General features: G+C 65.6%; 17 protein-coding genes. 9 read left to right on the forward strand and 8 right to left on the reverse strand.

Translation table 11 applies throughout. The annotated features are described in order from the left end of the window. Positions 1-107: 107 nt before the first annotated feature. Positions 108-2,222: a M13-type metalloendopeptidase gene (locus RWO33_RS05300; protein WP_314102869.1), complete on the reverse strand. Its 2,115-nt coding sequence runs from the start codon at positions 2,220-2,222 to the stop codon at positions 108-110. 183 nt (positions 2,223-2,405) lie between these two features. On the opposite strand from RWO33_RS05300, the gene RWO33_RS05305 reads away from it, so the two are divergent. Continuing rightward, positions 2,406-4,001 carry an NAD(P)/FAD-dependent oxidoreductase gene (locus RWO33_RS05305; protein WP_314102816.1) on the forward strand — a complete coding sequence of 532 codons (1,596 nt, stop codon included), beginning with the start codon at positions 2,406-2,408 and terminating at the stop codon, positions 3,999-4,001. Positions 4,002-4,054: 53 nt separating this feature from the next. Here the strand turns inward: RWO33_RS05305 and RWO33_RS05310 are convergent, their stop codons facing one another. Continuing rightward, positions 4,055-6,097, reverse strand: coding sequence for a prolyl oligopeptidase family serine peptidase (locus tag RWO33_RS05310; protein ID WP_314102818.1), 2,043 nt, complete (start codon positions 6,095-6,097; stop codon positions 4,055-4,057). Between the two features lie 77 nt (positions 6,098-6,174). After that, positions 6,175-9,123: a TonB-dependent receptor gene (locus tag RWO33_RS05315; RefSeq protein ID WP_260844163.1), complete on the reverse strand. Its 2,949-nt coding sequence runs from the start codon at positions 9,121-9,123 to the stop codon at positions 6,175-6,177. A gap of 433 nt (positions 9,124-9,556) precedes the next feature. Here RWO33_RS05315 and apbC point away from each other — a divergent pair, with 433 nt between their 5' ends. Continuing rightward, complete coding sequence (gene apbC / locus RWO33_RS05320; protein ID WP_314102822.1) at positions 9,557-10,453, forward strand: iron-sulfur cluster carrier protein ApbC; 897 nt, start codon at positions 9,557-9,559, stop codon at positions 10,451-10,453. 39 nt (positions 10,454-10,492) lie between these two features. After that, on the forward strand, positions 10,493-11,065 hold the full coding sequence (gene dcd / locus RWO33_RS05325) for a dCTP deaminase (RefSeq protein WP_145479842.1): 573 nt from the start codon (positions 10,493-10,495) through the stop codon (positions 11,063-11,065). Positions 11,066-11,197: 132 nt separating this feature from the next. Here the strand turns inward: dcd and RWO33_RS05330 are convergent, their stop codons facing one another. Genes RWO33_RS05330 through RWO33_RS05340 form a run of 3 tightly spaced genes read right to left on the reverse strand, consistent with a single transcriptional unit; the run spans position 11,198 to position 12,472 of the window. After that, a complete protein-coding gene (locus RWO33_RS05330) occupies positions 11,198-11,365 on the reverse strand; it encodes a DUF5668 domain-containing protein (RefSeq protein ID WP_186308918.1) in 168 nt (55 codons plus the stop codon). A gap of 16 nt (positions 11,366-11,381) precedes the next feature. Next, the gene (locus RWO33_RS05335) at positions 11,382-11,804 is read right to left on the reverse strand and encodes an HIT family protein (RefSeq protein ID WP_314102826.1); all 423 of its coding nucleotides are present in this window, start codon (positions 11,802-11,804) and stop codon (positions 11,382-11,384) included. Further along, positions 11,801-12,472 carry a dienelactone hydrolase family protein gene (locus RWO33_RS05340; RefSeq protein ID WP_314102829.1) on the reverse strand — a complete coding sequence of 224 codons (672 nt, stop codon included), beginning with the start codon at positions 12,470-12,472 and terminating at the stop codon, positions 11,801-11,803. Before RWO33_RS05340 ends, RWO33_RS05335 begins: the two co-directional genes overlap by 4 nt. A 210-nt stretch (positions 12,473-12,682) precedes the next feature. Between RWO33_RS05340 and rimO the strand changes: the two genes are divergently transcribed. Both rimO and RWO33_RS05350 read left to right on the forward strand, forming a co-directional pair. Continuing rightward, on the forward strand, positions 12,683-14,050 hold the full coding sequence (rimO, locus tag RWO33_RS05345; RefSeq protein WP_314102832.1) for a 30S ribosomal protein S12 methylthiotransferase RimO: 1,368 nt from the start codon (positions 12,683-12,685) through the stop codon (positions 14,048-14,050). Then, positions 14,047-14,889: a DUF3025 domain-containing protein gene (locus RWO33_RS05350; protein ID WP_314102835.1), complete on the forward strand. Its 843-nt coding sequence runs from the start codon at positions 14,047-14,049 to the stop codon at positions 14,887-14,889. Before rimO ends, RWO33_RS05350 begins: the two co-directional genes overlap by 4 nt. A gap of 160 nt (positions 14,890-15,049) precedes the next feature. Here RWO33_RS05350 and greB read toward each other — a convergent pair whose 3' ends face one another. Then, on the reverse strand, positions 15,050-15,553 hold the full coding sequence (greB, locus tag RWO33_RS05355) for a transcription elongation factor GreB (protein ID WP_314102838.1): 504 nt from the start codon (positions 15,551-15,553) through the stop codon (positions 15,050-15,052). Positions 15,554-15,561: 8 nt separating this feature from the next. Further along, positions 15,562-17,067, reverse strand: coding sequence for a helicase HerA-like domain-containing protein (locus tag RWO33_RS05360; protein ID WP_314102841.1), 1,506 nt, complete (start codon positions 17,065-17,067; stop codon positions 15,562-15,564). A 135-nt stretch (positions 17,068-17,202) separates the two neighbouring features. Between RWO33_RS05360 and RWO33_RS05365 the strand changes: the two genes are divergently transcribed. From RWO33_RS05365 to RWO33_RS05380, 4 genes are all read left to right on the forward strand, one after another. After that, positions 17,203-18,813, forward strand: coding sequence for a transglycosylase SLT domain-containing protein (locus RWO33_RS05365; RefSeq protein WP_314102844.1), 1,611 nt, complete (start codon positions 17,203-17,205; stop codon positions 18,811-18,813). Between the two features lie 16 nt (positions 18,814-18,829). Continuing rightward, complete coding sequence (locus RWO33_RS05370) at positions 18,830-19,192, forward strand: ribonuclease E inhibitor RraB (RefSeq protein WP_314102847.1); 363 nt, start codon at positions 18,830-18,832, stop codon at positions 19,190-19,192. 494 nt (positions 19,193-19,686) lie between these two features. Further along, positions 19,687-20,382, forward strand: a complete 696-nt coding sequence (locus RWO33_RS05375; RefSeq protein ID WP_314102851.1) for an RHS repeat-associated core domain-containing protein — start codon at positions 19,687-19,689, stop codon at positions 20,380-20,382. Further along, a complete protein-coding gene (locus tag RWO33_RS05380; protein ID WP_314102854.1) occupies positions 20,366-21,223 on the forward strand; it encodes a hypothetical protein in 858 nt (285 codons plus the stop codon). Before RWO33_RS05375 ends, RWO33_RS05380 begins: the two co-directional genes overlap by 17 nt. Positions 21,224-21,290: the final 67 nt, after the last annotated feature.

The following is a 21,290-nucleotide window of genomic DNA, read 5'->3' on the forward strand; positions in this document are numbered from 1 at the left end:
CGCCGACGGTAGCCCCGGTCGTTGGCCGGCAACCGACCAAACACGAAGGCCCGGGCGTTTGCCCGGGCCTTCGTGCGCATTCACGCATCACGCAGGAACGTGATGGATTACCAGATCACCACCTGCTTGTCGCCGGCGCGGACCATCGGCGAACCCGGCTTGCACTCGAACGCCTTCGCGAAGGTCGGCAGGTTCGACGGTGCGCCCATGGCACGGAACGCGGCCGGGGCGTGCGGATCGGTCTTCAAGCGGACCGCCGCGTTTTCCGGGGTGTACTTGGTGCGCCACACGGTCGCCCAGTTGAAGAAGAAGCGCTGGTCGCGGCTGAAGCCGTCGACCTTCGGGTCTTCCTTGCCGGCCGATGCCTTCTGCAGCGCATCGTAGGCCGTGGCCAGGCCACCCAGGTCGGCGATGTTCTCGCCCAGGGTCAGCTTGCCGTTGACCGCCTGGTCGCCGACCTTGTACCCGTCGAACTGGTTGACCAGCTTGCCGGTCAGGCCGCTGAAGTTCCTGGTGTCGGCCTCGCTCCACCAGTTCTCGAAGTTGCCGGTCGGCCCGAAGCGGCTGCCCTGGTCGTCGTAGCCATGGGTCATCTCATGGCCGATCACCGCGCCGATGCCGCCGTAGTTCAGCGCGTCGTCGGCCTTCGGGTCGAAGAACGGCGGCTGCAGGATGGCGGCCGGGAACACGATCTCGTTCTGCAGCGGGTTGTAGTACGCGTTGACCGTCTGCGGGGTCATGCCCCACTCGGTCTTGTCGACCGGCTTGCCGATCTTGGACAGCGCGAACTTGTAGTTGAACTCGTTGGCCGCACGCACGTTGCCGAAGTAGCTGTCACGGCCGGTGGTCAGCCCGCTCCAGTCGCGCCACTTGTCCGGGTAGCCGATCTTCGGGGTGAAGGTTTCCCACTTGGCGATGGCCTTGGCCTTGGTTTCGTCACTCATCCAGGTCAGGCCCTGGATGCGCTCCTTGAGCGCGGCGGCCAGGTTCTTGACCAGCTCTTCCATCTTGGCCTTGGACTCGGGCGAGAAGGCGACCTTGACGTACAGCTGGCCGAACGCTTCGCCGGCATCGTTTTCGATGGTGCCGAGCACGCGCTTCCAACGCGGCTTCATTTCCTTCTGGCCGTTGAGGGTCTTGCCGTAGAACTGGAAGTTCTCATCGGCGAAGGCGTCGGACAGGTACGGCGAGGCGCCGTCGATGGTGCGGAAACGCAGGTACGAACGCCATACCGAAGGATCGGTGTCGGCCAGCGCCTTGCTCACTTCCTGGTGGAAGCTGGGAATGGCGAGCGAGAACTTCTCCGGCGCGGCGATGCCCTGCGCCTTGAAGAACTCGGTCCAGCTGAAGTTCGGGGTGAGCTTGTCGGCGTCGGCGACGCTGACCGGGTTGTAGTACAGCGAGACATCGCGCGACAGCTGTTCGCTGGACTTGGATGCCTTGGCCAGGCGGGTTTCGAACTTGACCACATCGGCGGCCTGCTTGGCCGCCTCGGCGGCTGCGACGCCGGAGAGTTCCAGCACCTTGGCCACGTGGGCCTGGTAGGCCTTCAGCTTGTCGGCGTTCTTGGCGTCGGTGTAATAGGTGGTGTCCGGCAGGCCGAGGCCGCCCTGGCTTGCATAGGCGATGTTCTGCGAGGAATTCTTGAAGTCCGCCTCCGGGCCGAAGCCGAACAGAACGTTCTCGCCCTTGGCGGCGCTGGTGCGCAGGTAGTTGGCGACGGCGTCCTTGTCCTGCAGGCCGTCGATCGCGGCCAAGTCGGCCTTGATCGGCTCGATGCCCTGCGCGTTGATCTTGGCTTCGTCCATGCCGGTGGCCCAGAAGTCGCCGACGATCTTTTCAATGCCGGTCGGGTTCTTCACCGCCGCGACCTGTTCGGCCAGCTGGTGCTGCACGGCGACCGAGCGCTCGTCGAGGATGGTGAAGGCGCCCCAGCTGGTGCGGTCGGCCGGGATTTCGTTGGCGGCCAGCCACTTGCTGTTCACGTAATCGCCGAACGCGGTGCAGGCGTCCAGGCTCGTGTCCAGGTCGGACGGGTGGAACGCGTTGTACGCCGGCAGCTTGGCTTCATCGAGCTTGAACTCGGTCGCGGCCGGGGCAGCGGCGGTCGGGGTGGCGGTGGAGGCCGCGCCGTCCGTAGCCGGGGTTTCGGTCTTGCTGCAGCCGACCAGGGCGGCCGAAACGGCCAGGGTCAGCAGAACCATCTTGGGAGTGCGAGAGATCACGTGTTGGCCTCCGGGCCGAAGAATCTTTCAGGATGGCCCCAGCGGGGCCGTGGGCCAGACGATACGCCGCTGGACCGGCCTGCAAGGGTGTCGAAGGTCATGGCCGAAGGCAAGCCGGTGCCCCGCAAGGCATGCCGCCAGCGCGGGACAAGCCACCGGGTGCCGGTGTATACAGCCTGCATGGGCACTTCCAACACGCACGAGTGGGATGCGGTCATCATCGGCGGCGGGCACAACGGCCTGGTCTGCGCGGCCTACCTGGCCCGGGCCGGGCGGCGGGTGCTGGTGCTGGAACGCCGCAGCGTGATGGGCGGGGCCGCCGTCACCGAAGAGTTCCACCCCGGATTCCGCAATTCGGTGGCTTCCTATACGGTGTCGCTGCTGCAGCCGCGCATCATCCGCGAGCTGGCCCTGGCCGAGCACGGGCTGCGCGTGGTGCCGCGGCGGATCAACAACTTCCTGCCTTTGGACGGCAACTACCTGCTCGCCGGCGCCGGCCTGACCCAGGCCGAAGTGGCGCGTTTTTCCGCGCGCGACGCCGAACGCCTGCCGGCCTTCGAACGGCGCCTGGAAGCGTTTGCCGATGTGCTGCGCGACGTGGCCCTGCAGGCACCCCCGAACCTGGGCGAGGGCCATTGGTTGAGCCAGCTGCCGGCGCTGTGGCAGGCCGGGCAGCTCGGTCGCCGCCTGCATGGGCTGCCAGCGGCGCTGCGCCAGGAACTGCTGGACCTGTTCACCATCTCCGCAGCGGAATACCTGGACCGCTGGTTCGACAGCGCGCCGATCAAGGCACTGTTCGGTTTCGACGGCATTGTCGGCAACTACGCCAGTCCCGAAGCGCCGGGCAGCGCCTATGTCCTGCTGCACCACGCGTTCGGCGAAAGCAACGGGGTCAAGGGAGCGTGGGGCCACGCCATCGGTGGCATGGGCGCGATCACCCAGGCGATGGCGCGTTCTGCGATGGCCGCCGGCGCGACGCTGCGGACCGATGCCGGGGTGCGTCGCGTGCGGGTCGAGCAGGGCCGCGCGGTCGGCGTGGAAACGCTGCAGGGCGAGGTGATCCGTGCACGCGCCGTGGTCGCCAACGTCAACCCCAAACTGCTCTACGAACAGCTGCTGGCGCCGGACCAGGTGCCGATCGCCACGCGCGAGCGCATGGCCAACTGGCGCTGCGGTTCGGGGACGTTCCGGATGAACGTGGCGCTGTCGGCGCTGCCGTCGTTCACGGTGCTGCCCGGGGCAGGGGACCACCTCACCGCCGGCATCATCATCGCGCCGAGCCTGGCCTACATGGAGCGGGCCTACCATGACGCCCGCCAGTTCGGCTGGTCGCGGCAGCCCATCGTGGAACTGCTCATTCCCAGTACCCTGGACGATACGCTGGCGCCGCCCGGCCGGCATGTGGCCAGCCTGTTCTGCCAGCACGTGGCACCGGAACTCCCCGACGGGCGCAGCTGGGACGATCACCGGGAAGAAGTGGCCGACCTGATGATCGCCACCGTGGAGCGGCACGCGCCGGGCTTCAGCGCATTGGTGCTCGGGCGCCAGGCGCTGAGTCCGCTGGACCTGGAACGTACCTTCGGGCTGATCGGTGGCGACATCTTCCATGGCGCGCTGAGCCTCAACCAGCTGTTCAGTGCACGGCCGATGCTGGGCCAGGCGAACTACCGGGGTGCGCTGCCCGGGCTCTACCTGTGCGGGGCGGGAACCCATCCCGGTGGCGGCGTCACCGGCGCGCCGGGACACAACGCGGCCAAGGTCATCCTGGCCGGCTGAAACGGGATCGGCCACCCGAAGGTGGCCGATGCCGGTCAACCTGGCTGCAGCGTTTACAAGCCGCCGCCGCCACATCCCTTGCCGAGGTAGTCGTCGATCAGCCGCAGCTGGTCGCCCATGATCGCCCGCGTCCACGCCGGACCGTGGGCGTAGTCGGCGATGGCGTGGTACTCCACCGGCTGGCCGGAGTTCTTCGCCTTGGCCACGAACCACTCGGACTGTTCGATCGGCACGGTGCGGTCGCGGTCGCCGTGGTAGACCATCAGCGGGATCTTCATCTCGCCGGCCTTGTCCAGCGGGTTCAGGCCATCCACCGTCTTGGCCTGGGCCTGGCGGAAGAACGGATTGTTGTAGAACCGCGACCAGATCTTCTTGATGTCCGACACGCCGGCGCCGGCAATGGCGCACTTGTACAGGCCGTTGGGACGCACCGACGCGGCGAACGCGGAATAGCCGCCGTAGGAGAAGCCGAACATGGCGATATGGCCGGGCTGGGCGATCTTCTGCTCGATCATCCAGCGGGCGCCATCATCCTTGTCGTCCTGCATCTTCTGGCCCCACTCGGCGTCGCCGGCCATCCACAGCCTGCGGCTCCAGTCGGCCGAGCCGCGGAACTGCGGGCGCAGCACGGCCATGCAGCGCGACGCCATCAGCGGCACCCACATCGAGCCGTCGAAGTCCATGCCATCGCGCGACCACGGACCGCCGTGCGGGTGCACCACCGCCTTCCACGGACCGGCACCACACAACTCGGTGTTCGGGGTGGTCAGGAACGCCGGGATGTCCAGGCCGTCGCGCGCCTTGTAATAGACCAGGCGGGTGTTGCCCAGTGCGGCCGGGTCGAGCTTGGGGTAGGTCCTGGCCAGCAGGGTGAGCTGGCCGTTGTTGAACAGGTAGTAGGCCGGCGGATCGGCCGGACCGGACACCGACACCAGGAAGGTTTTCAGGTTGGCGCTGTAGTCCAGCAGGCGGATCGCCTTGCCGGTGTCCAGCGTGGTGGTGGCCTGCTGGCCGGTCGCCGGATCGACCAGGGTCACTTCGCTGGAGGTGATCTGCAGGGCCTGGCGCAGGCCCTGTTCCAGTGCCTTGAAGGTGGGGTCGGTCCACTGGATTTCATTCTGCCGCGGGCCGCTGTAGCCAACCCCGAGCAGCGCGCCGAACGGCACCCCCTCCACGCCTCTGTAGCGGTTCAGCACCACGCTGCCGGCATTGAAGAACTTGTGTTCGAACAGCACTTCCTTCTGCTTGCGCGCGCTGATGTCGTACTCGTAGATGACCGTCTTGTCGCGGCCTACGTTGCTCTGGATGAAGGCGATGTTGGGGTCTTCGGCGAAGCCGACCACCTGGGTGATGTCGCGGTCCTTCACGTGCGAACGGAAGTGCTCTTCCCAGGCGTTGCTGGCCGGGTTGCGGAACTCGGTGGCGATGTACGCGCCGGTGGCGTCCAGGTCTTGGCGCAGGCGTGCGCGCAGTTCGCTGTTCAGATCGGTGACGTACCCGGCCACGCGCTCCTCGGTCTTCTGGATGCGCTGCGCGCTGAACGTACGCAGGTTGACCTTGTACACGTCGCCGGAATTGCTGCCCGAGCCGTTGATCACCAGGATGTTGTCGGGGTCGTTGGGGAGGGTGTCGAGCACGGTGGAATTGGACAGCGCCTGCTCGAGCTCTTCATTGCGGCTGGTGGCGCGTGGCGGGTTGATCGGCTCCTTCCACTGCTTGCCTTCGGTGTCGGTGATGAAGAACTTGCTGATGAAGGTCTTGTTGAGGCGGTCGGTGCGCAGGTCGAACGGCTGCCACAGGGTCACCGCCAGCAGCCCGTTCTTGATGAAGCTGACCCCCTGGAACTTCATGCGGCCGGCACCGATCACGGTCGGCGCGGCGTCCAGCGCATCGGTTTTCCAGACCAGGATCACGCGGTCTTCGCCACGCGCCTGCAGGCCTGCGATCTGCTTGCCGTCAGGCGACAGGGAAAGGCTGGAGACGTCCGGGAACGCGGCCAGCTGTTCGATGCTGGGCACGGCCGGCTTGGCCAGCGCGGGAAGCGGGGACGCCAGTGCGATCGCCAACGCGGCGAGGCCCAAGGTTTTCAAACGCATCAGGTACTCCTTCCTGGAACATTCGGTAGGCAAAAAAAAACCGCCGCCCGAAGCCGGGCGGCGGTCCTGTACTGCTATCAGAAGCTCTTGCTGATGTTCACGAAGTAGGTGCGGCCGATGTAGTCGTAGCCGCTGTAAAGCGGGGCGTTGCCGACCCGGTTGTACGCGCCCGACGAGATCACCGGCGGCTCTTCGTTACGCAGGTTGCGCACGCCACCGATCACCGACCAGGTGTCGGCCTTGTACTCGGCCGACAGCGAGTGCAGGAAGTAGCTGGCCACGTCGAACTTGTACACCGAGGTTGCCGGGTCCAGTTCGTAGTAGTCGTAGCTCTGCATGGCGTTGATCCACTCCATGCCGTAACGGACGCGCCACTTGTCCCAGCTGTAGACCACGTCCAGCGTACCGGTCATGTCCGGGGTGTTGAGCATGCCGTTGTAGTCGATCAGCTCGTCGTCCTGGAACAGCTTGTTGGACTGTTCGAGGAAGCGGGTGACCTGGGCGGTGGCACGCAGGCTGCCCGGACCGATGTCGCGGGTGTAGCGCAGGGTCCAGTCAAGGCCGCGCACGTTGTCGTTGGCCAGGTTGACGTAGCTGTCATACACGGTCAGCGCGTTGTTGACCGGGTTGCGCGGGTCGACCAGGCGGCAGAACCCGCCACCGGCGCGGAAGTCCGGGCTGTTGTAGCACAGGTCCAGGATGTTGGCGCCGCCGGCGCGCGCGACACCGTTCTCGACCTTGATGTCGAAGTAGTCCACCGCCAGCGAGAAGTCGCCGACCGAGGCCGGGGTCTCCGGCTGCAGCACGATGCCACCGGTGAAGTTCTTCGAGGTTTCCGCCTTCAGCCCGCTTGCCGCGCCGCCGGCCTGGATGACCGCGACCGACTGGGTGGCATTGAAGTCCGGTGCCAGGCCTTCCGAGGCGCAGTTGATCGCCAGCGGGGTGCCCGGGTCGTTGCCCCAGGTGTTGCAGGGGTCGATCTGGTTGCTCAGGAAGCCGCTGGTGGCGCCCAGGAACTGTTCGAACAGCGCCGGGGCGCGGTACGACGTGCCGTAGGAGGCGCGGAACGACACCCAGCTGACCGGGGTCCACAGGCCACCGATCTTGTAGGTCTCGTCCGAACCGTACGAGTCATAGTCGGTCCAACGCGCGGAGGCGTTGAAGGTCAGTTCCTCTGCACCGGTCACGCCCGACAGCACCGGGATCTCCAACTCACCGAACACTTCCTTCACCGCGTCCTTGCCGCGGGTCGGGGTCGACGAGGTCAGGTTGTACAGGTTGTTGTTGATCGAATCGATCGACGGGGTGTCGTCGATCTTGGCGCGGCGGTACTCGGCACCGATCGCGGCCTGCACGTCACCGTGCGGCAGCGAGAACACCGGGCCGCTGAAGGACACGTTGGCAGTGGTTTCGGTGTACAGCGTGTTGCCGGTCACCGGGCGGAACACATAGTTCACCCAGTCGCGCGGCAGTTCGCCGCCGATCACGGCGCTGGTCAGTCGCGGTGCGGCAACGCAGCCGTTGGACGGGTCCACGCAGCTGAAGCCGCCGGCGCCGTTGGAGACCACGCGCAGGCTCTGGTTCAGGCGGTCGGTCAGGAACGACTGCTGGGTGTAGTCGGCGTCCGAGCGCGCGTGGCTCAGGTAGAAGTCGTAATCCCAGGTGTTGCTGACGTGGCCGCGCACGCCGGCGGTGCCCTTGAAGAAGTCGACCTTCTGCGAGCTCTTGTCGTTGCCGAAACCGATGAAGGCGCGTACGCCCACGCCGCCGCCGAAGTTCGACGAGGCCAGGTTGGCCGGGATCAGCGGGCTGCCGCGCAGGTAATCCAGCGACAGCTGGCGGTAGCCGGTCTGTTCGGATTCACGGCGGCTGCCGAGCAGTTCGCCGTAGAACTCGGCGTCGCCCATGAAGCCCAGGTCGTAGCCACCCTGCAGGTAGGCGGTGTGGGTTTCGGCACCGGAGATCAGCGAACGGTTCAGCGTGCGCGGGTCGAAGGTATCGCGGATGTTGCTGTTGGTGGTCTGGCCACCGCCCACGCCTTCAAAGCCGACCAGGCCGGTGCTGACCGCCGAGTTCGGGCGCCAGCGGTTGAAGGTGGTGCCACGCGCGCCCGCGGCGGCAACGCCGGTCAGGTTCTGGGTACCGATGGTGTTGATGGTGACGCCGTTGGAGCCGGTGCCGGTGATCGGGTAGCACTTGGGCTGGCCGGTCAGCGGGTCGATGGTGTCGGCACCACCCCAGCCGCCGCCGGTGGGCAGGCGACGGTAATCGGTGTTGCAGCGGGTCCATTCGCGGTCGTTGAGGGTCAGCTCGTCGCGGTTGTAGTACTCATACGAACCGGAGATGTGGCCGCGCGCGCCGGTGGTGCCGGCCACGATCGCGTAGCGGCGCTCTTCGCCGCCACCACCGTCGGTCGCGGTCTGGCGCGCTTCGAAGGTGACGCCGTCGATCTTGTTCTTGGTGATGATGTTGATGACGCCGGCGACGGCGTCAGAGCCGTAGATCGACGAGGCGCCGTCCTTCAGCACTTCCACGCGGTCGACGATGGCGTCGGGCAGCACGTTCAGGTCGGTGGCGCCGACCGAGCCGCGCGAGCCGGCCGGGGCGATGCGGCGGCCGTTCATCAGGATCAGGGTGCGGGTCGGGCCCAGACCACGCAGGCCGACGGTGTTGGCGCCCGGACCGCCGTTGGTCACGTAGCCGCCGTACGCATTGTTGATCTGCGCGGCACCGGCGGTGACGGCGGTGCTCTGCAGCACGCCGGCGGTCGACTGGAAACCGGCCAGGGTGGTCTCTTCACGGGTGATGACCTGGACCGGCGAGACCGAGTTGAACACGTCCCGACTGATGCGCGAGCCGGTGACGGTGACCGTCTCGAGGCTGGTGGCCTTTGCCTTGGCGGCGTCTTCCGCCGACTGGGTCGAGGTGGTGCTGTCCTGCGCGAAGGCAGCGCCCGAAGCACCCAGCACCAGCGCGGTGGCCAGCGCGAAGCTCAGCGGATTCCGGCTGAGCGACTTGCGATTCATCATGTAGATCCCCTTGGAACGATCGATTGCGTCAAACACCGGTGACATGGACCAGCAGGCGTCTCCGTGTGCCCTCGAATCAGGTCTTGGCAGTGACTGCCCCCTGTAACACCAGCTTCACGAGCTGATGACCCGAGGTTAACACGGCCTTAACGAGGCCTGTCAACTGTTCATCAGGAAGTCATAAAGACAAGCTAGGCAAAGCCGCGCTTTCGTTCTCATTTGGCTTGCAAGCTATTGTTCTTAAAGATTGTTTAGATGGTTTTAAGTGAAACGAATTTCTCCATACTGTGACGCACGCACGATTTGGGTTGCTGGCCGCACCCTGCGTCCGAATACGTGGATGTCCGTTCGATGTCCTGTCGGGAGGCGGCCGGACAACGCGACGACAGCGCAGGACAACGCCCCGCGTCCCCGGGCCCGCTGGACTATCATGGGCGGCTTCCCGTGCCGCTTTCCCGGAGTACCTGCAGTGAGTGCCAGCCCGTCCCGACGTCCCCATGCCAGCCAGGTACAGAAGGGCCTGACCCTTCATCCGCGCGTCCGCAACGTGATCGCGGTCGGGTCGGGCAAGGGTGGGGTGGGCAAGTCCACCACGGCGGTCAACCTGTCGGTGGCGCTGGCCCGGCTGGGCGCCCGCGTCGGCCTGCTCGATGCGGACATCTACGGCCCCAGCGTGCCGATGATGCTGGGCCTGAGCGGACGTCCGGAGAGCCCGGACAACAAATCGATCGAACCGCTGCGTGCGTTCGGGGTGGAGACCATGTCGATCGGCTACCTGATCGAGGACGAAACCCCGATGATCTGGCGTGGCCCGATGGCGACCTCGGCCATGACCCAGTTCTTCAACGACACCCTGTGGGACGACCTGGATTACCTGCTGATCGACCTGCCGCCGGGCACCGGCGACATCCAGCTGACCTTGACCCAGAAGATCCCGCTGGCGGGTGCGGTGATCGTCACCACCCCGCAGGACATCGCCACGCTCGACGCGAAGAAGGCGCTGAAGATGTTCGAGAAGGTCGAGGTGCCGGTGCTGGGCATCGTCGAGAACATGGCGGTGCACACCTGCAGCAACTGCGGCCAGGTCGAACACCTGTTCGGCGACGGTGGCGGCGAGCGCATGGCCGCGCAGTACGGCGTGCCGCTGCTGGGCTCGCTGCCGCTGGACATCGGCATCCGCGAACAGGGCGATGCCGGCACCCCGATCACCGCCGCCGCGCCCGATTCGCCGGCCGCGCAGGCCTACCTGCGCGCCGCCGAACGGCTGGTGGAAGAGGTGGCCAAGCGGCCGCGCGCGAGCATTCCGATCCTCTCCTCGCTGCTCTGATCTGTTTAGAATCGCCCGATACCGAACCCAGGACCCCCCATGAGCATCAAGAGTGACCGCTGGATCCGCCGCATGTCCGAGCAGCACGGCATGATCGAGCCGTTCGAAGCCGGCCAGGTCAAGCAGGCCAACGGCCAGCGCATCGTCAGCTACGGCACCTCCAGCTACGGTTACGACGTACGTTGCTCGCGTGAGTTCAAGGTGTTCACCAACATCAACTCGACCATCGTCGATCCGAAGCACTTCGACCCGGGCAGTTTCGTCGACATCGTCGGCGACGAATGCATCATTCCGCCGAACAGCTTCGCACTGGCGCGCACCGTGGAGTACTTCCGCATCCCGCGCGACACCCTGGTGGTGTGCCTGGGCAAGAGCACCTACGCGCGCTGCGGCATCATCGTCAACGTGACCCCGCTGGAACCGGAGTGGGAAGGCCACGTCACCCTGGAATTCAGCAACACCACGCCGCTGCCGGCGCGCATCTACGCCAACGAAGGCGTGGCCCAGATGCTGTTCTTCCAGGCCGACGGCGATGATGTGTGCGAAACCTCGTACAAGGATCGCGGTGGCAAGTACCAGGGCCAGACCGGCGTGACCCTGCCGCGCACCTAGATCGGTAGCGCCGACCGCTGGTCGGCTGCTCCCCACCTAGATGAGGTAGCGCCGACCGTTGGTCGGCTGCTCCTGTCGCACAAATGAAAAAGCGCGGATCACTCCGCGCTTTTTTTGTCGCCGTCGAGCGCGTTATTTCCCGCGACCAAACAGCAGTCCAATCCCCACCGCCACCAGCAGCACCGGCCACCAGGTAAGGATCAGGCGGCCCAGGTTCATGTTGGTCCAGCCCAGGTTGCTGGCGAGCAGGAACAGGCCGACGAGGATCAGGACGATGGCGGCGACTAGGTTGGAGCGCATCAGGGGTAGGGTCCGCTTAGGGCTGGGGCGAATATCCTAGCCGTTCCTTCCACATCGCGACACGCTCCTGCAGCACGGCCTCATCAAACGGATGCGGCTGGCCATGGCCCCACACCGGCGCCGGCCACGCCGGGTCGCCCACGTGCCGGCCGACCACGTGGAAGTGCAGCTGGGGCACGATGTTGCCCAGCGTGGCGAAGTTGATCTTCTCGACCCCGTCGGTGCCCTTGAGCGCCCGGCAGCACCGGTTCAATTCCGTGCGCAGCTGGTCCTGCTGGTGGCCGTCCAATTCCAGCCATTCAGTGATGCCGGTCACACGCGGCACCAGCACCAGCCACGGATACCGTTCGTCGTTCATCAGCCGCACTTGCGACAACGGGCCTTGGTCCACCAGCACACTGTTGGCGGCCAGGCGTGAATCCAGTTCAAAATCGCTCATCCAAGATGCTCCGAAAAGAAGTCCAGGGTGCGTTCCAGCGCCAGCTCGGCGCTGTCCGGATCATACGCATGTCCGACGCTGCGGTTAAAGGCGTGGTCGGCCGGGTAGACGAAGGTGGCCATCTTCGGCAGCTTCTCGCGGTGGGCCTGGATCGCCTCTGGCGGAATGCTTTTGTCCTTCGCGCCGAAATGGAACATGACCGGGGCCTTGGGCGTTTCGTCGAGGAAGTGCACGTTGCGTGCGCCGTAGTAGCTGACCGACGGCAGGCCCAGGCGCAGCGCCGAGAGCAGGGCGATGCTGCCGCCCCAGCAGTAACCCACGGTGCCGACCTTGCCGGCCGGCGCCAACCGCGAGGCGGCCGCGCGGACCACTTCCAGCGCCTTCTCCACGCCCAGCGCGGTGACGTGTTCCAGGCCCTGCTTCACCCCGTCCGGGTCATAGGGCAGGGCATCCGGGTCGGAATCCGCCCCGTCGACCAGGTCGAAGAAGGAGGGGGCCAGCACCGCGTAGCCTTTCGCCGCGAAGCCTTCGGCCACCTCGCGGATATGCGCGTTGGCGCCGAAGATCTCCTGGATGACCACCAGCCCGGCGCGCGGCTTGCCTTCCGGCGTGGCCTGCCAGGCCCGGACCGGACCGTGATGCGTATCAAGCGTGACCCACTCACCCATTGCCAGACTCCTGTTGGTTCAGGCGTTCATTATCGGCGCGGACCGGGTTAGCGGGGTGTCGCGGGCGTGCCCGGGCTGGCGGTTGGCCTTGCCGCAGCAGTCGATGCATTCAGGGCCCGGGGCCCAACGCCGGTATACTTGCCGCCGTTTCCGGCCCCAGGTCCCCGCGCCATTCCGGCGTGGGCCCAGGCCCCCAGAGTCCCGCGATCCATGTCCCAGCTGAACCCCAAAGTCGGCTTCGTCAGCCTTGGCTGCCCGAAGGCCCTTGTCGATTCCGAGCGCATCCTCACCCAGCTGCGGGCCGAGGGCTACGACATCGTCCCCTCCTACGATTCTGCCGACGTGGTGGTGGTCAACACCTGCGGCTTCATCGATTCGGCGGTGACCGAGTCGCTGGACGCGATCGGCGAGGCGATGAATGCCAACGGCAAGGTGATCGTCACCGGCTGCCTGGGCAAGCGCCCGGAGGAGATCCGCAAGGCCTACCCGGACGTGCTGGCCGTCTCCGGTCCGCAGGACTACACCAGCGTGATGGAGGCCGTGCATGCCGCGCTGCCGCCGAAGCACGACCCGTTCGTCGACCTGGTGCCCGATTACGGCATCAAGCTGACCCCGCGGCATTACGCATACCTGAAGATTTCCGAAGGCTGCAACCACCATTGCAGCTTCTGCATCATTCCCTCCATGCGCGGCAAGCTGGTCTCGCGGCCGGTGGACGAGGTGCTGCGCGAAGCCGAGCGGCTGGTGCGCGGCGGGGTGAAGGAGCTGCTGGTGGTGTCGCAGGACACCTCGGCCTATGGCGTGGACGTCAAGTACGCCGAACGCATGTGGCGCGACAAGGCCTACCAGACCCGCATGAAATCGCTGTGCGAAGGCTTGTCCGAGCTCGATGCGTGGACCCGCATGCATTACGTGTACCCGTACCCGCACGTGGATGACGTGGTCCCGCTGATGGCCGAAAACCGGATCCTGCCGTACCTGGACATTCCGTTCCAGCACGCCAGCCCGCGCATCCTCAAGCTGATGAAGCGGCCCGGGGCGGTCGACAAGACCCTGGAACGCGTGCAGCGCTGGCGCCAGCTGTGCCCGGACATCACCGTGCGTTCGACCTTCATCGTCGGCTTCCCGGGCGAGACCGAGGCCGAGTTCGAAGAACTGCTGTCGTTCCTCGATGCGGCGCAGCTGGACCGCGTGGGCGCGTTTGCCTACTCGCCGGTGACCGGCGCCACCGCCAACGACCTGCCCGGCGCGGTGCCGGAGGAGGTGAAGCAGGAGCGCTTGGCCCGCTTCATGGCGCGCCAGGCCGACATTTCCGCGGCGCGCCTGGAAGCGAAGATCGGCACCGTGCAGCAGTGCCTGGTCGATGCGATCGAAGACGGTATCGCGGTGGCCCGTTCCAAGGCCGACGCGCCGGAAATCGACGGCCTCGTGCATATCCAGAACGCCGACGAAGCGCGCCTGCGCGTGGGCCAGTTCGTGGACGTGGAGATCACCGAGAGCGATGAGCACGATCTTTACGGCGATGCGCTCATCGATGAGAGCCCGACGAAGAAGCTGCTCGACCTCAAGGTGCTGTGACCGACGCGGCCGCCCCCGGGGCGGTCGGCCGCCGGCGTTTCATCGCGCCGGCGCGCGCGGTCGTGGATCGGGCGTGCTTCGCCCATCCGCTGTTTGCGTCGTTCGCTGATTACCGGGACCTGATGGTGGCCGCCGACTGGCCGACCCTTTCCGCGCTGAACCAGCGGCTCGCTCTGTCGGGAAGGCAGCTGGTCGAGCAGGATGACGCGCTGCTGGCCGATGGCCTGCACTACGAGCAGCGCATCGCACGCGGCCAGATCGCCACGCGCCCGTGCAACTGGCATGACCTGTTCAATGCTTTGGTGTGGGCGCGCTACCCGGCGTTGAAGGCCGCGCTCAATGCACGCCAGTGCCAGGACATCGAGCGCAGCCCGCCCGGCCAGCGCACCCGTGCGCAGGCCGCGCTGACCCAGTTCGACGAAACCGGTGTGATCGTGCGGGTGCGCGACGCGTCGTTGCTGCACGCATGGAACCGTCACGACTGGCACGCGCTGTTCGTTGACGGCGCAGCGCAGTGGCGCAGCGGCGACATCGCCGTGTCTGCCGTGTTCGGGCATGCGTTGATGGAGCAGGCGCTGTTGCCTTCACGATTGCTGGTGGGCAAATGTGTGGTGGTGCAGGGCGATGATGATGCGCTGGTGTTGCAGCAGGTAGCGCAGGCGATCGCGCGTGCCGACGCGCTCAATGATCCGCTGGAGCTGCGACCCCTCCCGTTGATGGGCATCCCCGGTTGGCATGCCGCGCAGGGCGCGGGCTTCTACCAGCTGGCGGACTATTTCCGGCCCCTCCGGGAGGGTCGGCGGTATCCAGCGCCCCTGCGTCACGACCAACGGTCGTGACCTACCGGTCCCCTGCGTGGGTCGCAATGCCACGAGGCCGGTAGCCCACGACCGTTGGTCGTGGGTCGCAATGCCACGAGGCCGGTAGCCCACGACCGTTGGTCGTGGGTCGCAATGCCCCGAGCCCGGTAGCCCACGACCGTTGGTCGTGGGTGCGTGATCAACCGTGGTACTCCACCGCCAGGATCGCAAACCCCGTGCGCCCGCTCGGCAGCTCCACCTCGAACTCGTCGTCCACGCGCTTCTTCAACAACGCGCGCGCCAGCGGCGAATCGATGCTGATCCAGCCGGCGCCCGCATCGGTCTCATCCGGACCCACGATGCGGTAGCGGCTGACATCGCCGCTGTCCACGTTCTCCAGCTCCACCCACGCGCCGAAGAACACCGCTTGCGGATCGGTCGGCACGGTGTCCACCACCCGCAGTGACTCCAGCCGCTTGGTCAGGTAGCGCACGCGCCGGTCGATCTCACCCAGCTGCTTCTTGCGGTAGGTGTACTCCGCATTCTCCGAGCGGTCGCCTTCGGCGGCGGCCGCGGCGAGCGCCTTGACCACCTCCGGGCGGCGCACGCGCCACAGCTCGTCCAGTTCGGTCTTCAAGCGCTGATGGCCCTGCGCGGTGATCAGGGCCGTACTCTTTTCCGCAGGGGGACGCCAACGCGACATCGATGGCCTCAGCGCTTGCCGCCGAAAATGCCACCCAGGATGCCGCGCACGATCTGGTTGCCCAGCTTGGTGCCCACCGTGCGGGTGGTCTGCTTGGCCATGGTTTCGATCATGCCCTGGCGGCGCTTGGTGCCGAAGATCGCGTCCTTGATCGACTGCCCGAACCCACCTTCCTGCTGCTCGTCCTGCTCACGCGTACGCGCCTTGGGCGCATCGGCCTGCTCCACCGCCTTGGCCGCACGCTGGGCCAGCAGCTCGGCCGCCGACTCCCGGTTCACCGCCGCGTCGTAACGGGTTCCGACCGGGCTGCCGGCGCGCACCTGGGCGCGTTCGGGCTCGGTGATGGCGCCCATCCGGCAGCGCGGCGGGGCGATCCGGGTCTGCTGCACCGGCGAGGGAATACCCTTGTCCTGCAGGGTGGAGACCAGCGCCTCGCCGGTACCCAGCTGCGACAGCGCCGCCACCACGTCCAGCTTCGGATTGGGCACGAAGGTTTCTGCGGCGATCTTCACCGCCTTCTGGTCGCGCGGGGTGAACGCACGCAGCGCATGCTGCACGCGGTTGCCCAGCTGGCCCAGGATGTTGGCCGGCACGTCGTCGGGGAACTGCGAGCAGAAATACACGCCCACGCCCTTGGAGCGGATCAGCCGCACCACCTGCTCGATGCGCTGCACCAGCGCGGCCGGCGCATCGTCGAACAGCAGGTGCGCTTCGTCGAAGATGAAGACCAGCTTCGGCTTCTCCAGGTCACCCACCTCGGGCAGGGTTTCGAACAGCTCTGACAGCAACCACAGCAGGAAGGTCGAGTACAGGCGCGGTTTGAGCACCAGCTGGTCGGCGGCCAGGATGCCGACCACCCCGCGCCCGTCATGGTTGACCCGCATCAGGTCGGCCAGTTCCAGTGCCGGCTCGCCGAAGAAGGCTTCGCCGCCGTCCTGCGACAGGCGCAGCAGGGCACGCTGGATCGCGGCCACGGTCTGCGCGCTGACCAGCCCGTATTCGGTGGAGATGTCCTTGCGCTCGTCGGCGACCAGGCCGAGCAGGGCGCGCAGGTCGTCCAGGTCCAGCAGCAGCAGGCCACGGTCGTCGGCCAGCTTGAATACGATGTCCAGCACGCCGGCCTGGGTGTCGTTGAGTTCCAGGATGCGGGCGAGCAGGGTCGGGCCCATTTCGCTGACCGTGGTCCGCACCGGGTGGCCGAGCTTGCCGTACAGGTCCCAGAACACGGTCGGGCTGCCGGCCGGCGCGTAATCGGCCACGCCGATCTCCTTCGCGCGCTGCAGCAGGGCCTCGCTGCCTGCGCCCGGCACGGCCAGGCCGGAGACATCGCCCTTCACATCGGCCAGGAACACCGGCACGCCGATGCGCGAGAAGCCTTCGGCCAAGGTCATCAGGGTGACCGTCTTGCCGGTGCCGGTGGCGCCGGCCACCAAGCCGTGGCGGTTGCCCAGCGCGGGCAGCAGGGTCACGGGGATGTCGTCGGTGGTGCCTCTGCCGAGCAGGATCGGATCCATGGTCAACTCGCTCTGTGGACGGGCTATGTGAATGGGCAGGATTCTAAACGTCGGCAGGCAGCGGCGGGCAGACCGGGTTGCCCCGATGCAAGCGGCACGGCTACTCTGCCCTGTCTTTCGCCCACAGTGCCAAAAATGCCCGTTCCTGTCCTGCTTTCCCGTGCTTGGCCGTTGTTGGCGCTGTTTCCCCTGCTGTCATTCGTGCCCGATGCGCACGCCCAGCGCGTCTCGGCGCGCGACAAGGCGAAGATCGAGGTGCTGGAGCAGCGCATGGCCGCCGCCGAGAAGCGCTACGCGGACGCGCTGGTGCTGGTCAACAACGCCGACCCCAAGGGCAAGAACGAAAGCGACGCCGCGCTGGAGGACATGGAGGACGTGATCAGCGCCTGCGTGGCGCAGAAGGGCTGCCAGGTCAGCAACCTGCTGGTCACCTACAAGCGGCTGCTGAAGACCAACACGGACGCCCGCGATGCCGACGACAGCGAGGGCATCGCCAGTGATGGCGGCCTGCTCGAGGCCGACCCGGACCACCTGGGCCCGTTGGCCGCCGACGTGCCCGAAGCGGCCCGCGCAGCGGCGCTGCTCAACGACAAGCGCCACGCCTTCGACAACATGGTCGAATACAACCCGGCGGTGCAGGCCGGCATCCGCCGCTGGCTGACCGACATGCGGCCGGCGCTGATGAATACCTACGAGAACTACCAGACCCTGCGCGCGGTGATGTGGCCGGAATGGGAAAAACGCGGCCTGCCGGAGGCGCTGCTGTTCGGGATCATGGCCAAGGAGTCCAACGGCCGCGTGCACGCCTCTTCGCGCGCCGGCGCCGCCGGCTTGATGCAGTTCATGCCGGCCACCGGGCGCCGTTTCGGGCTGGGCCCGGACGGCACCGGCTTCGACACCCGCTTCGATGCACGCAGTGCGGCCGAAGCCAGTGCCAGCTACCTCAACGAGCGCATGCGCGAACTCAACAACAACGTGGAACTGTCGCTGGCCGGCTACAACGGCGGCGAAGGCCGGGCCGGGCGTGTGTATCGGCAGAATGTGGGGCAGAGCTTCTGGGTGGACAACGTCTACAACCAGTTCCCGGCCGAAACCAAGGACTACGTGCCGATGGTGATCGCCGCGGCGTGGATCTACCTGCACCCGCAGCAGTACGGCGTGGACTTCCCCAAGGTCAGTGCGCAGCCGGCCACGATCCGCCTGGCCAAGTCCACCACCATCTACGAGCTGACCATCTGCCTGGGCAGCACCGGCACGCGGGATGGCTACATGCGCGCGCTGCGCAACCTCAACCCGCGCTACGAAGCCGACGGCTGGATTCCGGCGGGCACGATCATCAATGCCACCACCCGCATTGCCGGCCTGTACAACCGCTACTGCGTCAGCGGCCCGCGTGCCGACCTGGCGCGCACGCTGATCACCGCCGACCTCAATGCCGCCATCGTGCGACCCGCAGCCGCCAGCTACACCGGTAACGTCGCGGTCGGCAGCGTGGTGCCGATGGCCGGCGTGCAGTCCAGCACCCCGGTGCCGACCGCCCCGGTCGCGCCGGTGGCCGTGCCTGCCGCCAAGGCCAAGCCAAAGGCGGCGAAGACCCACAAGGTCGGCAAGGGCGAAACGCTCGGCCGGATCGCCGACAAGTTCGACTGCGACGTGCGCGAGCTGGCCAGGGCCAACGGCTTGAAGGCACCGGCGTATGCGCTGCGCCAGGGGCAGTCGCTCAAACTGCAGGGCTGCGGTAAATAACCTCCGAGGACGACCGATGGAAATGACCGAAATCAACGAGATGTTCGCCAACATCCGCGAAAACACCGACTGGGATCTCAACGGCGAGCTGGTCTGGGGCTATTTCTTCGTCAACACCACCGAGGCGCCACTGCACGACTTGGCCAAGGTGCTGGAAGGGCAGGGCTATACCGTGGTCGAAGTGTTCGAACCAGAGCTGGAACCGGACGAGCCGCCGTACCACGTGCTGCACGTGGAGCGGGTGGAAGTGCACAGCGAAGCATCGCTGGATGCGCGCAACCAGGAGCTGCAGGCGCTGGCCAAGGCGAACGGGGTGGAGGATTACGACGGGATGGACGTTGGGCCCGTCGAGTTCGCACACGACCCGGACAACCCTTGACACCAGACGCCCCGCGAATGCGGGGCGTTTTTCATTGGGCGTGGTGTCGCTAGACCCGATAGCAGGTGGCGCATTTGCCACCAGATGCGTTAAGGGGGCGAGCGAAGCCAGGTCCCGTGCTATGAATTCCGCACCATGCTTGAACACTCTTTCGGAGATGTGAAGGATGCGCGGATTCCAGGTTTTACAACGTAACGTGCCAACAAGAGTGCAGGCGGCCCTGCGCCAATCCATGAGGCCTGCTGAACGAGCGTCATGGCTCCTCTGTCTGCTGACCGCATGTCTCTGCTCCATTTCCTCTGCAAACGCACAGACCACGTTCACCTATTTTCACACCGACCCGCTGGGGTCGGTTGTGGCCAAAACTGACGAGAGCGGGAACGTAATTGAGCGCTACGACTATGAACCCTACGGGACGGTAATCGGGGGTCATTATCAGCGACGGGCCCTTGTACACCGGGCATGTAAGTGACGCTGCTACTGGTCTCAGCTACATGCAGCAGCGTTACTACGATCCCGGCATCGGAAGGTTCTTGTCGGTCGATGCGGTGACGGCGTATAGCGGTGATGCGCGGCACTTCAATCGCTATGGCTACTCCTACAACAACCCTTATAAGTTCACTGACCCGGATGGGCGGTGCCCGCAGTGTTTGTGGGGCGCACCGATTGGGGCGGTCGTGAACATTGGGGTGCAAATGGCCATGGCTGACGGGTCCGCAGCGGAACGGTTTTCGCGAATAAGCTGGGGCCAGGTGGGTATTGCCACTGCAGCGGGTGCTTTGAGCGGGGGGGTGAGTGCTATTGCAGGCACTGCTGTCACGACCGGGGGTGCCATTGCCACAAACGTGATTGGAAATGCCGCTGTCGGTGCAGTGGCGACTCAGGCAGGTGCGCAGGTCGAAGGCAGAACGGCCTCCGTGTCCGAAGTCGCGAAGGGGGCAGCGTTGAGTGGAGGGACGGCGGGGTTGGGTGCTGCAATTTCTGCTGCACCCGGCGCAGTCGCAAGAAATGCGAGTTCAGGGATGACGCAGACAGAACGAACCGCTACGGCTAATCTATTGCAAGGAATAAAGGAAGCAACGCCTGGGTTTAGCTACTCCAATCCTGTTCAGACGACTGCCAACGTTGCAGCCTCTGCCGTCAGTTCGTCCGGGGATTTGAAGCCGCTCTTGGATGAGAAGGGTAAATGAGAATGAAGCGGAACGTCGTTATGAAGAGTGTTGCCATGTATTACGCGAAGGCTGCGGTGTTCATGATCGCCAGCTACGGGTTGCTATTGCTTATATATGGGAAAACGAAGTTGTCCTTCTTCGAGTGGGTTCTCATCCTTTTGGCAGCATTTACGATTGCCTACATACCTGTATTGATCAGGTTGCTTCGGCGGAAAGAGATGTGAGAGTGGTGGGTGGCGCCGCCGCTCCGGCGGGGCCTGCCAACACGCGATGGCCGCTCTGGCGCAGCCGCTCAGGAAATGAAGTTATGGTCGATTTTCAGTCAAGCGGCATGGATAGGTATGACATGTCACGCCTCGATGAAGCGGATCTACGCTATCTAGGGAATTACTTGTTGGACACGGATGTACTGATTCGTGACTGGTCAAATCTGCTCGATGGGATTTTCGTGCTGCAGGAAAGTGGCGTCGCGGTGGCTCCTGCGTTGGATGTTGAGCCGCGGCTGGGAGGTATCCTGTTTCTTGTCGACGAATTTGATGAATTCAAGCGGGAGGCAGTTGCATCAGGTGCGAACTCTTTTGCCGTTGTTGAGTACATCGGTCAAAAGGGCTGGGCGGACGACGCTTCGCCCTCCTTCTTCAGGTTTGCGTATCCCGTGGATGTGGCCTGGGAGGAGATGGTGGGGTCATGTGTTATCGCCAAGGACGTTTTTGGGCGCCCTATCAGGGTATTTGCTGTAGTCACCGATAACGGAAAGGTCGGAAAGTTCGCGGACAACGATGCTTTGAGGCCCTACGAGCTCACGTTCGGATACACCTACGAAGATGAGGTGCCTCAGGGAGTGGCGGCCGCAGGATGATCGAGGCGTGCGGTGACGCCGAGATCGAATCGACGAAGTGACACGCCACGCGTGTCATTGCCTCACC

The sequence above is a fragment of the uncultured Stenotrophomonas sp. genome (genome assembly GCF_963519925.1).
GTDB lineage: Bacteria > Pseudomonadota > Gammaproteobacteria > Xanthomonadales > Xanthomonadaceae > Stenotrophomonas > Stenotrophomonas maltophilia_AE.